The organism is Luteimonas sp. 100069, from assembly GCF_003813845.1.
Classification (GTDB): Bacteria; Pseudomonadota; Gammaproteobacteria; order Xanthomonadales; family Xanthomonadaceae; genus Luteimonas; species Luteimonas chenhongjianii.
In genome coordinates, this window is record NZ_RPFN01000004.1 from 55,391 (window position 1) to 68,381 (window position 12,991).

A 12,991-nucleotide genomic window follows, 5' to 3' on the forward strand; every position below is an offset into this window, starting at 1 on the left:
CACCGCGCAACTCGGCGTAGCATGCGCGGTGATCCGGCGGCATGCCGGATCAGATCCGGCACGGAACACCGTTCCGCCGCCGCCCGAAGGACCCCCAGCGGAGCGCAACGATGGCCAAGAGCCTCGACAAGAAGAAAGAGACCAAGAAGAAACCGGTCAAGACGATGAAGGAAAAGCGGGCCGAGAAGGCCGCGAAGAAGGCCTGACGCCGACTGCGCCGGCGGGCTCGCGCCCGCCGGAGCGTCGCGCGGCTTCAGCCGATGCGCTGGAAGTCGAGTCCGCCTGCAGCCGCGCCAGCGCCCGGCAACCACGGCAGCAGCCAGTGGTCGATCAGCAGGAACGCGAACAGCGCCATCAGATAGACGACCGAATAGTTGAACATCCGCATCGCGAAGAACTCGTCCGGCGGATCGAGCATGCGCCAGGCGTACCAGAGAAACACCAGCCCCAGCACGACGGCACCGCCGAGATAGAACACGCCGCTCATGCCGATCGCGACCGGCAGCAGCGTGACCACGACCAGCAGCACGGTATAGATCAGGATCTGCCAGCGCGTGTAGGCCACCCCATGGGTGACCGGCAGCATCGGCACCAGTGCACGCGCATAGTCCTCACGGCGGAAGATCGCCAGCGCCCAGAAGTGCGGCGGCGTCCACACGAAAATGATCAGCACCAGCAGCAGCGCATGCGCCCAGTCCCACTGGCCCTGCATGTTGGTCACCGCGGCCCAGCCCAGCAGCGGCGGCGCCGCGCCGGCGATCCCGCCGATGACGATGTTCTGCGGCGTCGCGCGCTTGAGGAAGCCGGTGTAGATGACCGCGTAGCCGATCAGCGAGGCGAAGGTCAGCGCGGCCGTCAGCGCGTTCACCAGCAACGTCAGGATCACCATCGAGAGCGCGCCGAGCGCGAGCGCGAACACCAGCACCTGCACCGGACGCAATGTCCCGGTCGCCAGCGGACGGTTCGCGGTCCGGGCCATGAGTTTGTCGATGCGCTGGTCGATCAGGTGGTTGATGGCCGCTGCCGAGGCGGCCGCCAGCCAGATGCCGAGCAGACCGCACACGGTCTCGCGCAATGGCGGCAGTCCAGGCACGGCGAGGAACATGCCGACCAGCGCGGTGAACACGATCAGCGCGACCACGCGTGGCTTGGTCAGCTCCCAGTACTGGCCCGCGACATGCGCCATCAGTCGGGCCGCTTCAGACGCGCGAGCAGCGACACGAGCACGAACAGCAGCAGCGCGGCGCCGGCGTTGTGCATGACCGCGACCGCGAGCGGCAACGCGAGCTTGACGTTGAGGATGCCCAGCACGACCTGCGCGCAGGTCAGCAGTGCGAGCGCGATCGCCCAGCCACGCAGCCCGGGCGTGCGCAGCAACCGGACGGAAAATGCGATCAGGTAGGCGAACACCGCGATCGCCATGACCCGATGGGCGAGCTGGATCGCGATCCGCGCCGCACCGTCGAGCACGCCGCCCTCGTAGTCCACGCCGACCCCGCGCCACAGCACGAAGCCCTCGCGGAAATCGGCCTGCGGCCACCACTCGCCGACGCACCTGGGGAAATCGACGTAATGGTGGGATTCGGTGACCCAGCCACCGGCGCCGCAGGCCAGCGCCGCATAGTTCGCGCTGACCCAGCCCCCGAGCGCGATCTGCACGGCGAGCAGGCCGATCGCGCCGAACGTCCAGCGTCGCAGCGCAGGCGCATCGACCAGCACGATCGGCTGCATGGTCGCGCGCCAGGCCATCCACACCAGCAACGAGAACGTCAGCATTCCGCCGAGCAGGTGACCCATGACGATCACCGGCTTGAGCAGCATGGTGACCGTCCACTTGCCGAGCAGCGCCTGGAAGATCACCACCGCCAGCGTCAGCGCCGCCGCCCGCGCAAGGTCGATGTTCGACCAGCGCAGCGCCGCGAACAGCAACAGCGCCTCGCCCAGCGCCGCGATACCGAGCGCGGCCATCACATGGCCCTGCATGTACAGCGGAATGGCGAGGGCGACCAGCAACGAGGCGCCGAGCACCTGCAGCACGCCGTAGCGGCGCCTGCGCGCGGCCAGCAACGCCAGGCCCAGCACCAGCACGCCCAGGGTCGCCGCGAGATGGCGGTGCACCTGCTCGCGCCAGGCCTTGTCCGACTCGAACTCGCGGATCGCGGTGGCCGCGTGGTCGACGACCTCAGAGGCCGCCTGCGGCCATGCGGCGCGCCCGTAGCAGGTCGGCCAGTCCGGACAGCTCAGGCCGGCATCGGACAGGCGCACGAATGCGCCGAACACGATCACGCACAGCGTCAACGCCGCCGCCAGCCACGCGATGCGGTGGAAATGCTTGTGGGTCGCCGGTCGGAACGCCGTCGCGTGCGCAGGAAGCCTGTGGGTCATCTGAGTTTCAGCAGCTTGGCCATGTCGCCGCGCAGATCCCCCGGATCGAAACCCGGGGCGTAGCGCAGGATCACGAACCCGTTGGGGTCCACGACGTAGGCGGGGACGCCATTGTCCGCTTCGCCGGTGCCGCCGTCGACGCGCGGTAATGTCGCACGCAAGTTCCGGTCAGCTTCGACGACGCGCCAGGCGGAATTGCGGATCGCGCCCTCGGGCACCTCGCCGACCCACAGGATGTCGACGCGGTCGGCGTTGCGGCCGAACAGTTGCCACACCAGATCGAGCTGGCGCGACAGTTCCACGCAGTCGCTGGCGCAGTCCGCCGGCGGCGCGACGAGGATGCGCCAGTGGCGCTCGACCGGGCGCCAGTCGTACACCGTCCCGTCGCTCAGGCGCAGGGTCTGGCCGCGCAGGTCGGCCGGCGGATTGAGCAACTCGCCGCGGTTCTGCATGCCGGCGGGGCGCCAGCCGGAGAAGCGCAACGCGCCCGCGACCAACGCGCTGCCGAGGAACAGCACCAGGATCAGCACCAGCAGCCAACGGTTGCGGTCGCGCTGGACGGGTGGCAGTGGCGGTTCGACGCGAGGAGCGGTCATCGACGGCGGTTCCGGATCGTGAGTACGAGGGCGATGACGAACACCGCAGCCGCCAGCCCGAACCACTGGACCGCGTAGCCGAGATGCTTGTCCGGGGACAGCGTATTGGGCAGCACATCGAGATCGCGCTGGTAGCCGACATCCAGCGCGGGATCGAGCCGCAGCACCCGCGGTGGCAGCGCGTCCAGACCCGCTTCGGCGGCGATTGCGGCGGGCTCCACACGGGTCATCAGCACCGCGTCTCCGGGCACCAGGGCCGGGCCCAGCGCAAGCCCCGGCGACGGTGGCGGCGCGAGCAGTCCGCGCAGTTCGAGGTCGCGGCCGAGCAGACCGTCGCCGCGGACGATGGCCGCGTCCGGCAACCGCGTGCCCCGGTCGACCAGCGCGGTCCAGCCCAGGTCGACCAGCAACGGTGGGCCGGCCTCCGGAGCGAACAAGCGATAGACCCGCAGCCCGGGTATGCCGGCGCGAATCTGGTTGTCGAGCACGAAGGCCGCGCGGTCGACGAAGCGGCCGCGCCCGGCGCTCCAGTCATAGCTCCGCGCGCGCGCGGGGTCGGCGGCTGCGGCCAGCGGCACCGCGTCGCCGGACGCGAGCGTGGCGGCGACCGCGTCGAGGGTCGCCTGCTTCTGGCTCATCCGCGACAGCTGCCATTGGCCGAGCGAGGCGAAGGCGACGATGAGCACCGCTGCTGCGCTCCAGCCCACGATGCGGGTCAGTCGCGGACTCACGCGCCCGGCCCGGCAGGCTGCAATAATCGCTCCCGGTGCACATGCCCCGGGAGCCCGCGATGGTGATGAACGACTCGCTCAAGACCCTGCTGATCATCGCCTTCGTGCTGCTGATCCTGTGGAATCTGGGCAGCGCGCTGTACTACATGATGACCGACAAGGGCACGACCGATCGCACGGTCAAGGCATTGACGCGCCGAATCGGCTTGTCGGTCGGCCTGATCCTGCTGGTGATGCTGGCGATCTGGATGGGCTGGATCAAACCGCACGGCGTAGGCGGCTGACGCCCGCCACTGCACACGGGAGACGGGCGCCGGCCTCACGGCCGCGCCTGCGTAGCGTTGACACCCCAATCCCGGTTCCCCGATCCCGCCGCGCTCAGACGACGTAGACGAACAGGAACAGGATCAGCCAGACCACGTCGACGAAGTGCCAGTACCAGGCGACCGCTTCGAACGCGAAGTGATGCTCGCGGGTGAAGTGCCCGCGGTAGCAGCGCAGCCAGATCACGATCAGCATGATGGTGCCGAGCGTCACGTGCGCGCCGTGGAAGCCGGTCAGCATGAAGAACGTCGAACCGTAGATGCCCGATCCCATCGTCAGATTGAGATCGCGGTAGGCGTGCACGTATTCCTCGATCTGGAAGAACAGGAACACCGAGCCGAGCAGGATCGTCGCGCCGAGGAACACCAACAGGCGGGTGCGATGCGCAGCGCGCAAGCCATGGTGGGCGATCGTGATCGTGATGCCCGACGCGAGCAGGATCAGCGTATTGAGCAGTGGCAGGCCCCAGGCCGGGATGGTCTGGAACGCGCCACCGACGGCGCCCGGACCGCCCGACGGCCACGCTGCGCTGTAGCCGTCCCAGAGCACGGCATTGGTCATCGCGCCCGAACCTTCGCCGCCCAGCCACGGCAACGACAGGGTGCGCGCGTAGAACAGCGCGCCGAAGAACGCGGCGAAGAACATGATTTCCGAGAAGATGAACCACACCATCCCCATCCGGAACGACACGTCCACCTGCCTGTTGTAGTAGCCCGACACGGACTCGAGGATCACGTCGGCGAACCACTTGAACAGGATCAGCGCCAGCACGGCGATCCCGACGAAGAACATCGGCCGGCCCCAGCTGGCCTCGTTGAACCAGCTGGCGAGGCCCAGCATCGTCACGAACAGGGCGACCGAAGCGAACACCGGCCACTTGCTGTCATGGGGAACGAAGTAGATGTCAGGGTCCTGCTCGGGCTTGGCGTGGGCCATGGCGGTATCCGGATCGTGGTTTTCGGAAGGCGTGGTGCGGCTCAGGGCGCCGCGGCCACGCCCGGATTGCCGCGTGCCGGCGCCGCTTGGGCGGCCAGACGCGAGGTCAGTACATCGTTCTTGAAGAAGGTGTAGCTCAGCGTGACCGTGTTGACGTCCTTCGGCAACGACGGATCGATGATGAAGCGGACCGGCATGTCACGGGTCTCACCGGCCTGCAGGGTCTGCGCGGTGAAACAGAAGCACTCGGTCTTCTGGAAGAATCCCGACGCCCGCGCTGGCGCCACCGACGGTGTCGCGCTGCCGACGACAGGCCTGTTGCTGTCGTTGTGCGCGTAGTACGTGGTCTCGTACTGCTCGCCGACCCGCACCCGCATGCGGGTCTCGTTGGGACGGAACGACCAGGGCAGCCGCGAGTTCACCGTCGCGTCGAACTCGACCGTCACCCAGCGCTCGCCCGGTGTGGCACTGGTCGCCGGCGCGCTGGCAGCGCTGTTCTCCAGGCGGATGCCGAACACCTTCTCGCACGCGATGCGGTACAGCGGCACCAGCGAGAAGGTGAAGGCGAACGCCGCGATCGAGATCGCGACGAGCTTGCCGATGCCGAAGGTCTTCGACTTCGGACGGTTGTCGGGCGCCTGCCCCGGCAGATCGTTGCTCATGCCAGCAGCACCCCGCGCGCGATGAAGCCCAGGTACACCGCCGCCGCGATCACCGCGATGATCACCGCCGTGCGCCGTGCGCGACGGCGGCGCTCGGCGAGATCGGGATCAGGGGTGGGCGTCGGCATCGCGGCGACCTCAGTGGCTGATGTCGTCGTGGGCGAGGTCGCCGGGCTTGAGCACCGGCGGCTTGGAGAAGGTGTGGTGCGGCGCCGGCGACGGCACCGTCCACTCCAGCCCGCGCGCGCCTTCCCATGCACGTGCTGCGGCCGGCGCGCCGCGCAGCTTCGAATGCAGCAGGATCGCGAACATCATGAAGGGCGTGACGAACATGCCGAACGCGCCGATCGAGCTGATCAGGTTCCAGTCGGCGAACACGACGTTGTAGTCGGGAATGCGCCGCGGCATGCCGGCCAGGCCGAGGAAGTGCTGCGGGAAGAACAGCAGGTTGACGAAGACGATCGTCCACCAGAAATGCACCTTCGCCCAGAACTGGCTGTACATGCGGCCCGTCCACTTCGGCCACCAGTAGTAGGTCGCCGCGATGATCGCGAACAGCGCGCCGGTCACCAGCACGTAGTGGAAGTGCGCCACCACGAAATAGGTGTCGTGGTACTGGAAGTCGGCCGGCACGATCGCGAGCATCAGGCCCGAGAACCCGCCGATGGTGAAGAGCAGCACGAACGCGATCGCCCACAGCATCGGGGCCTCGAACGTCAGCGCGCCGCGCCACATCGTCGAGACCCAGTTGAAGACCTTCACGCCCGTGGGAATGGAGATCAGCATGGTCGCGAACATGAAGTAGATCTCGCCGCCCAGCGGCATGCCCACCGTGAACATGTGGTGGGCCCAGACGATGAAGCTCAGGAACGCGATCGCCGCCGTCGCGTAGACCATCGCCTGGTAACCGAACAGCGGCTTGCGGCTGAAGGTGGGGATGATCTCCGAGACGATGCCGAACGCCGGCAGGATCATGATGTAGACCTCGGGATGCCCGAAGAACCAGAAGATGTGCTGGTACATCACCGGGTCGCCGCCGCCGGCGGCGTTGAAGAACGAGGTCATGAAGAACTTGTCGGTCAGCAGCATCGTGACCGCGCCGGCCAGCACCGGCATCACCGCGATCAGCAGGAACGCGGTGATCAGCCACGTCCAGCAGAAGATCGGCATCTTCAGCAGGTCCACGCCGGGCGCGCGCATGTTGAGGATCGTCGCGATGACGTTGATCGCGCCCATGATCGAGCTGATGCCCATCATGTGGATGGCGAAGATGGTCAGCGACACGTTGCTGCCGCCCTGCAGCGACAGCGGCGGGTAGAGCGTCCAGCCGCTGGCCGGGCCGCCGCCGGGCAGGAACAGCGTCATCAGCAGCATCGTGAACGCGAACGGCAGGATCCAGAACGACCAGTTGTTCATGCGCGGCAGCGCCATGTCCGGCGCGCCGATCTGCAGCGGGATCATCCAGTTGGCCAGGCCCACGAAGGCCGGCATCACGCCGCCGAAGATCATCACCAGCGCGTGCATGGTGGTCATCTGGTTGAAGAACATCGGGTCGACGAACTGCAGCCCGGGGACGGTCAGTTCGGCGCGGATGATGACGCTCATCGCCGCGCCGATGATGAACATCATGAAGGAGAACAGCAGATACAGCGTGCCGATGTCCTTGTGGTTCGTGGAGAAGAACCAGCGCTGGACGAAACCCTGCGTGTGGCCGTGATCGTCGTGGTGGTGCGCGTCAGCAGTTGCGGGATGCGTCGACATGTGCGGTGTGCCTCGATCGATCAGCCGGCCGCGGGAGCGGCGGGGGCGGACGGGAACTGCGTGGCGGCATCGGCCTGGGCCGGCGCTGCCTCGGATGCCGCAGGCGCGGCGTCGGCCGGGACCGGAGCGGCGGGGGCGGGCGCCGCCGGTGCGTTCCGGGCCTTTTCGGCAGCGAGCCAGCTGTCGAACTCCTCGCGAGGCACGGCGCGCACCACGATCGGCATGAATGCGTGATCCTTGCCGCACAGCTCGGCGCACTGGCCGCGGTAGATGCCGGGCTCGAGGATCTCGGTCCAGGCCTCGTTGACCAGGCCCGGAATCGCGTCCTGCTTCCAGCCGAGCGCCGGCACCCACCAGGAATGGATCACGTCGTCGGCAGTGACGACGAAGCGGATCTTGGTGTTGGTCGGCAGGACCAGCGGGTGGTCGACGTCGAGCAGGTAATGGGGGTGGGCGTCGAGCTCGGCGCGGGTGACGTTGCGGTCCTGGCGCAGGCGGTCGCTCTCGCGATCCAGGCGGCTGGTCAGGCTGACGTCCTCGCCCATGTATTCGTAGCGCCACATCCACTGCACGCCGGTGACCTTGACGGTCATCTCGGAATCACGGGTGTCGTACATCGCGATCAGCTTGCGCGTCGCGGGCACCGCCATGGCCACCAGGATGACGATCGGAACCACCGTCCAGATGATCTCCGCGGTGGTGTTGTGGGTGAACTGCGCCGGGGTGACACCGCGGGACTTGCGGAAGCGGAACATGGCCACCGCCATCGCACCGAACACGATCAGGCCGATCGCCACGCAGATCCACAACGCGAGCATGTGGGCGTCATAGGCATGTTGCGCAGTGGTGGTGACACCGCGGCCCATGTTGAGCTGCCACGGCTTGGGGTCGGCGGACTGTGCCCCGGCCCCTGCGGACACCAGAAGCGCGGCTGCGCCCCCCATCCACTGTTTCAAACGACAGGCTTGCTTCACATCGGACCCCATACCTGAGCTGGCCTTGTGCTGGCGGGAACGCGTCCGTCCTTGCCCGGTTTTGAGGTGCCGGCAAGTCAACGCAGGAGCGGCGGCGTACTGCGAATAACGAATGAATGGTAGCTGTCGGCAATCAACAGGGGCAAGCCGCGCCTCGCCGGCCCCGTCGCGGCGCCTTGTTCAGCTTCTGAGAGCCGCGATCCGGCAAGCGCATGATCCGGACTCGGGACGGATCTGCTCTGGAAATTTCGAAGACGTTAGGCGCAAATGCCATTTTTTGGCAGACTTTCAAGACAGTGACCTCTGCAACTTGGCGCCCGCGCCAGGTGCTGCGTCGCCGCAACTTCGGCACTGTCCCTCGAGCGAACGCTCTCCCTGCGTACGCCCTGCCCCCGCAAGTCAGGGTGGCTACGGCGGAGGCTTGGCGCCCCACCGGGCCGACGCTCGTCCTGCATCGGCTCGGCCAATCTCCCCGGACGATTGCTACGCCGCCTGGATAGGCGACGGACCCCCTGGCGGCGACGCCCGTCGCGGGCAGGGGCAAGCATGACTCCAGGTGTTGTCCCGGCACACCCGCAGAGCGGGCGTTGGCCACCGGGGGACGCCCGAGGCGCTGCGGGAGCCTCGCGGGACGGCGATGCGTGTCCCGGCAGCGGAGACTGCTGGCGAGGGGCGCTGTGTACCCATTCGTGCGCCCACTTTGCGAGCGACCGTGGACGCCGCGCAGGCGTCTGAACGCGCGTCCGGCGGGCGCGGCTCCGGGCGGGTTCCGCACAGTGGCGAGCGCCGTCGGCAGGCTAGAATTCCGCGTCTGTCCCTGCCGGTCGCATTACTTGAACGCCAGCCTGTCGCCCGCCGCCCCCGCGACCTCCCTCCAGCCGCTGCGCGCCGCGATCACCGCGGCCTGGGCCGGCGACGAAACCGAACGCGTCCACGCGCTGCTTGCCGAAGCGCGCCAGCCCGATGCCGACCGCGCCGCGATACAGGCGACAGCGGCCGATCTCGTCCGCCGGGTTCGCCTGCGCGCGCAGGATCGTGGCGCGATCGAAGCCTTCATGCAGCAGTACGACCTCGGCAGCGAGGAAGGGGTGCTGCTGATGTGCGTGGCCGAGGCGCTGCTGCGGATTCCCGACGAGGACACCGCCGATCGCCTGATCCGCGACAAGCTCGGCGAGGCCGACTGGCGCAGGCACATGGGCCAGTCCGACTCGGTGCTGGTCAACGCGTCCACCTGGGGCCTGATGCTGACCGGGCGCCTGGTCGACCTGGCCGACGAGACCAAGCGCAATGTCCACGGCGCATTCAAGCGCCTGGTCGGCCGCGTCGGCGAGCCGGTGATCCGCCTGGCGGTGCGCCAGGCGATGCGGATCATGGGCCACCAGTTCGTCATGGGCCGCACGATCGGCGAAGCGCTCGCGCGCAGCCGCAAGGGCGACAACGCCGCCTATCGCTATTCGTTCGACATGCTCGGCGAAGCCGCGCTGACCCAGGCCGACGCCGACCGCTATCTGAAGGCCTACCAGGACGCGATCGAAGCGATCGGCGCCCACCACGCCAGCCGCCAGGGCAACGTCACCGCGATCGCCGATGCGGCGGCCGAGATCGGCGCGGCGTCGATCTCGGTCAAGCTGTCCGCGCTGCACCCGCGCTACGAACATGCCAAGCGCGACCGAGTGGTCGCCGAGCTCGCGCCGCGGCTGCTCGACCTCGCGCAGCGCGCCCGCCGCCACCGCATCGGCCTGACCGTGGACGCCGAGGAAAGCGATCGCCTCGAGCTGTCGCTGGACGTCATCGAGGCGGCCTACAGCGATGCCTCGCTCGCCGGCTGGCAGGGCTTTGGCATCGTCGTGCAGGCCTACCAGAAGCGCGCGCCGTTCGTGATCGACTGGATCGCGGCGCTTGCGCGCATGCACGGACGCCGCATCCCGGTCCGCCTGGTCAAGGGCGCGTACTGGGACAGCGAGGTCAAGCGCGCCCAGGTCGAAGGCCTCCCGGGCTATCCGGTCTTCACCCGCAAGCCCAATACCGACGTCAGCTATCTGGCCAATGCGCGCCGGCTGCTGGCGGCCACGGATGCGATCTATCCCATGTTCGCCACCCACAACGCGCACACCATCGCGGCCGTGCACAGGCTGGCGCTGGCGATGCATCCGGCCGCGGCCGCGCGTGGCGCCAAGCCCTACGAATTCCAGAAGCTGCACGGCATGGGCGACGACCTCTACGCCGAGGTCATTCCGGCCGACCGCCTCGACGTGCCCTGCCGGGTCTATGCGCCGGTCGGCTCGCACGAGGACCTGCTGCCCTATCTGGTGCGTCGCCTGCTCGAGAACGGCGCCAACTCCAGCTTCGTCAACCGGATCAGCGACGAGGACGTCGCCATCGACGACCTGATCCGCGACCCGGTCGAGGTGGTCGCCGGTTTCGAATCCATTCCCCATCCCCGCATTCCGCTGCCGGTCGATCTCTACCGCAGCCAGTCCCAAGACAGGAGCAACTCCATGGGCGTCAACCTCGCCAACGATGCCCAACTCGCCACGCTTGCCGAGCAGATCCAGGCCGCCACCGGCCCCTGGACCGCCGGCCCGCTGGTGCCGGGCGCGACCGGCGGCGGCGACACCATCGAGGTCACCAGCCCGGCCGACCGCCGCGTTCGCGTGGGCCAGTGGCAGGCCGCCGACGCCGCGACCGTCGAGCAGGCGCTGCGCAACGCGACCGATGCGCATGCGGAGTGGAACGCCGTGCCCGCGGCGTCGCGCGCGGCGATCCTCGAACACGCCGCCGACTTGATGGAAGCGCGCACCGCCGAGTTCATCGCCATGTGCACGCGCGAAGCCGGCAAGACCATTCCCGATGGCGTGGCGGAAGTGCGCGAGGCGGTGGACTTCCTGCGCTACTACGCCGCCGAGGCGAGGCACCTGTTCGTCGTCGAGGCGCTGCCCGGCCCGACCGGCGAATCCAACAGCCTGCAGCTGTCGGGCCGTGGCGTGTTCGTGTGCATCAGCCCCTGGAACTTCCCGCTGGCGATCTTCGCCGGCCAGATCGCCGCCGCGCTCGCCGCCGGCAATACCGTCATCGCCAAGGCCGCCGAGCAGACCACGCTGATCGGTCATGTCGCGGTCAAGCTGCTGCACGAAGCCGGCATTCCGAAGGACGTGCTGCAGTACGTGCCCGGCGACGGCGCGACGGTCGGCGCGGCCCTGACCAGCGATCCGCGCGTGGCCGGCGTGGTGTTCACCGGTTCCAACGCCACCGCGCTGGCGATCAACCGTGCCCTCGCCGCGCGCGATGGCGCGATCGGCACGCTGATCGCCGAGACCGGCGGCCAGAACGCGCTGATCGCCGATTCCTCGGCGCTGCCCGAGCAGCTGGTCAAGGACGCGCTGGCCTCGGCGTTCACCTCGGCAGGCCAGCGCTGTTCGGCCGCGCGCGTGCTGTTCGTGCAGGACGACATCGCCGACAAGGTGATCGGCATGCTCTCCGGTGCGATGCAGGAGCTCACCGTCGGCGATCCGGCCCTGCTGTCGACCGATGTCGGCCCTGTGATCGATGCCGACGCGCTGCGCATGCTCGACGCGCACGCCGAGCGCATGGCGGGCGAGGCACGCCTGATCGCGACCACGCCGGTCGGCCCGGAAACCGCGCATGGCACCTTCTTCGCGCCGCGCGCATGGGAGCTGCAGTCGCTGTCGCAGCTGCAGCGCGAGAACTTCGGTCCGGCGCTGCACCTGATCCGCTGGAAGGCCGATCAGCTCGACGCGGTCATCGATGCGATCAACAACACCGGGTACGGCCTGACCCTGGGCATCCACTCGCGCATCGACGAGACGGTCGAGAAGATCGCCGCGCGCGCGCGGGTCGGCAACGTCTACGTCAACCGCAACCAGATCGGTGCCGTGGTCGGCGTGCAGCCGTTCGGCGGCCAGCGCCTGTCGGGCACCGGGCCGAAGGCCGGCGGTTCGCACTACCTGCCGCGCTTCACCACCGAGAAGACCGTGACCATCAACACGACCGCCGCCGGTGGCAACGCCTCGCTGCTGACGCTGGGCGAGTAAGCACGGCAACGCAGCAGGGCTTCGTGCGCTAAAGCCCGCCATGCTCTGGCGGGCCGGAACGGGTGAGCCCGGCGACGAGGCGAAGCTTCGGCGGCTGACGATGGTCATCGCGCCCGGGCCGGTTGCTGGTGCGGCGCAAACTGCGGTGCAACCCGGCTGGACACGCGGGGGTTCTGCGCGGAAGCGGTTGATTGCGCGAGTGAGGTGCCGTTGCGGCGTGGGCGTGGGTGGCGGGTGCCCTCACCCCAACCCATCTCCCGGAGGGAGAGGGGCTCCAGGCAGCGCCAACTGGAGGGTCGGTTGATGGCGCCGCGCAAACTGACGTGCAACCCGGCTGGACACTCGGGGGTTCCTGCGCGGAAGCGGTTGATTGCGCGAGTGGCGTGCCGTTGCGGCGTGGGTGTGGTGGCGGGTGCTCTCACCCCAACCCCTCTCCCGGAGGGAGAGGGGCTCCAGGCAGCGCCAACTGGCAGACCGCCTGGAGCCCTTCACTTCGTTCGCTCGTTCGTTTCTTCCACGCCTTTGCCGCCTTCACTGTCCATTCGCTTCTTCAGGCTCCACCCCGCACAC

At 68.4% G+C, this 12,991-nt stretch carries 11 protein-coding genes; 2 read left to right on the forward strand and 9 right to left on the reverse strand.

Annotated features, from left to right (window positions below; all coding sequences use genetic code 11):
- Positions 1 to 253: 253 nt before the first annotated feature.
- From cyoE to EGK76_RS09385, 4 genes are read right to left on the reverse strand one after another with little or no spacing between them, the layout of a single operon-like run.
- The gene (gene cyoE, locus EGK76_RS09370; protein WP_233580243.1) at positions 254 to 1,186 is read right to left on the reverse strand and encodes a heme o synthase; all 933 of its coding nucleotides are present in this window, start codon (positions 1,184 to 1,186) and stop codon (positions 254 to 256) included.
- A complete protein-coding gene (locus EGK76_RS09375; RefSeq protein ID WP_096296960.1) occupies positions 1,186 to 2,385 on the reverse strand; it encodes a COX15/CtaA family protein in 1,200 nt (399 codons plus the stop codon). The genes cyoE and EGK76_RS09375 overlap by 1 nt, the downstream gene beginning before the upstream one ends.
- The gene (locus tag EGK76_RS09380) at positions 2,382 to 2,981 is read right to left on the reverse strand and encodes a hypothetical protein (RefSeq protein ID WP_123832434.1); all 600 of its coding nucleotides are present in this window, start codon (positions 2,979 to 2,981) and stop codon (positions 2,382 to 2,384) included. Before EGK76_RS09380 ends, EGK76_RS09375 begins: the two co-directional genes overlap by 4 nt.
- Positions 2,978 to 3,712, reverse strand: a complete 735-nt coding sequence (locus EGK76_RS09385; RefSeq protein ID WP_123832435.1) for an SURF1 family protein — start codon at positions 3,710 to 3,712, stop codon at positions 2,978 to 2,980. Before EGK76_RS09385 ends, EGK76_RS09380 begins: the two co-directional genes overlap by 4 nt.
- Positions 3,713 to 3,777: 65 nt before the next feature.
- Between EGK76_RS09385 and EGK76_RS09390 the strand changes: the two genes are divergently transcribed.
- On the forward strand, positions 3,778 to 3,996 hold the full coding sequence (locus EGK76_RS09390; RefSeq protein ID WP_096300236.1) for a twin transmembrane helix small protein: 219 nt from the start codon (positions 3,778 to 3,780) through the stop codon (positions 3,994 to 3,996).
- A gap of 94 nt (positions 3,997 to 4,090) precedes the next feature.
- Here EGK76_RS09390 and EGK76_RS09395 read toward each other — a convergent pair whose 3' ends face one another.
- From EGK76_RS09395 to coxB, 5 genes are read right to left on the reverse strand one after another with little or no spacing between them, the layout of a single operon-like run.
- Positions 4,091 to 4,972, reverse strand: coding sequence for a cytochrome c oxidase subunit 3 (locus tag EGK76_RS09395; RefSeq protein WP_123832436.1), 882 nt, complete (start codon positions 4,970 to 4,972; stop codon positions 4,091 to 4,093).
- A gap of 41 nt (positions 4,973 to 5,013) precedes the next feature.
- Entirely contained in the window at positions 5,014 to 5,634 is a 621-nt protein-coding gene (locus EGK76_RS09400) for a cytochrome c oxidase assembly protein (RefSeq protein ID WP_123832437.1), read from the reverse strand.
- Positions 5,631 to 5,762 carry a hypothetical protein gene (locus EGK76_RS15715; RefSeq protein ID WP_255409780.1) on the reverse strand — a complete coding sequence of 44 codons (132 nt, stop codon included), beginning with the start codon at positions 5,760 to 5,762 and terminating at the stop codon, positions 5,631 to 5,633. Before EGK76_RS15715 ends, EGK76_RS09400 begins: the two co-directional genes overlap by 4 nt.
- Before the next feature lie 10 nt (positions 5,763 to 5,772).
- On the reverse strand, positions 5,773 to 7,395 hold the full coding sequence (gene ctaD / locus EGK76_RS09405) for a cytochrome c oxidase subunit I (protein ID WP_123832438.1): 1,623 nt from the start codon (positions 7,393 to 7,395) through the stop codon (positions 5,773 to 5,775).
- A gap of 20 nt (positions 7,396 to 7,415) precedes the next feature.
- Positions 7,416 to 8,339: a cytochrome c oxidase subunit II gene (coxB, locus tag EGK76_RS09410; protein WP_233580269.1), complete on the reverse strand. Its 924-nt coding sequence runs from the start codon at positions 8,337 to 8,339 to the stop codon at positions 7,416 to 7,418.
- A gap of 863 nt (positions 8,340 to 9,202) precedes the next feature.
- Here coxB and putA point away from each other — a divergent pair.
- Entirely contained in the window at positions 9,203 to 12,421 is a 3,219-nt protein-coding gene (putA, locus tag EGK76_RS09415; protein ID WP_123832439.1) for a bifunctional proline dehydrogenase/L-glutamate gamma-semialdehyde dehydrogenase PutA, read from the forward strand.
- Positions 12,422 to 12,991 lie beyond the last annotated feature (570 nt).

Coding starts and splice junctions, on each gene's coding strand:
- EGK76_RS09375 (WP_096296960.1), bottom strand. CDS start 2,385: ATGACCCACAGGCTTCCTGCGCACGCGACGGCGTTCCGACCGGCGACC.
- EGK76_RS09380 (WP_123832434.1), bottom strand. CDS start 2,981: ATGACCGCTCCTCGCGTCGAACCGCCACTGCCACCCGTCCAGCGCGAC.
- ctaD (WP_123832438.1), bottom strand. CDS start 7,395: ATGTCGACGCATCCCGCAACTGCTGACGCGCACCACCACGACGATCAC.
- EGK76_RS15715 (WP_255409780.1), bottom strand. CDS start 5,762: ATGCCGACGCCCACCCCTGATCCCGATCTCGCCGAGCGCCGCCGTCGC.
- cyoE (WP_233580243.1), bottom strand. CDS start 1,186: ATGGCGCATGTCGCGGGCCAGTACTGGGAGCTGACCAAGCCACGCGTG.
- EGK76_RS09390 (WP_096300236.1), top strand. CDS start 3,778: ATGAACGACTCGCTCAAGACCCTGCTGATCATCGCCTTCGTGCTGCTG.
- EGK76_RS09395 (WP_123832436.1), bottom strand. CDS start 4,972: ATGGCCCACGCCAAGCCCGAGCAGGACCCTGACATCTACTTCGTTCCC.
- EGK76_RS09400 (WP_123832437.1), bottom strand. CDS start 5,634: ATGAGCAACGATCTGCCGGGGCAGGCGCCCGACAACCGTCCGAAGTCG.
- coxB (WP_233580269.1), bottom strand. CDS start 8,339: ATGGGGGGCGCAGCCGCGCTTCTGGTGTCCGCAGGGGCCGGGGCACAG.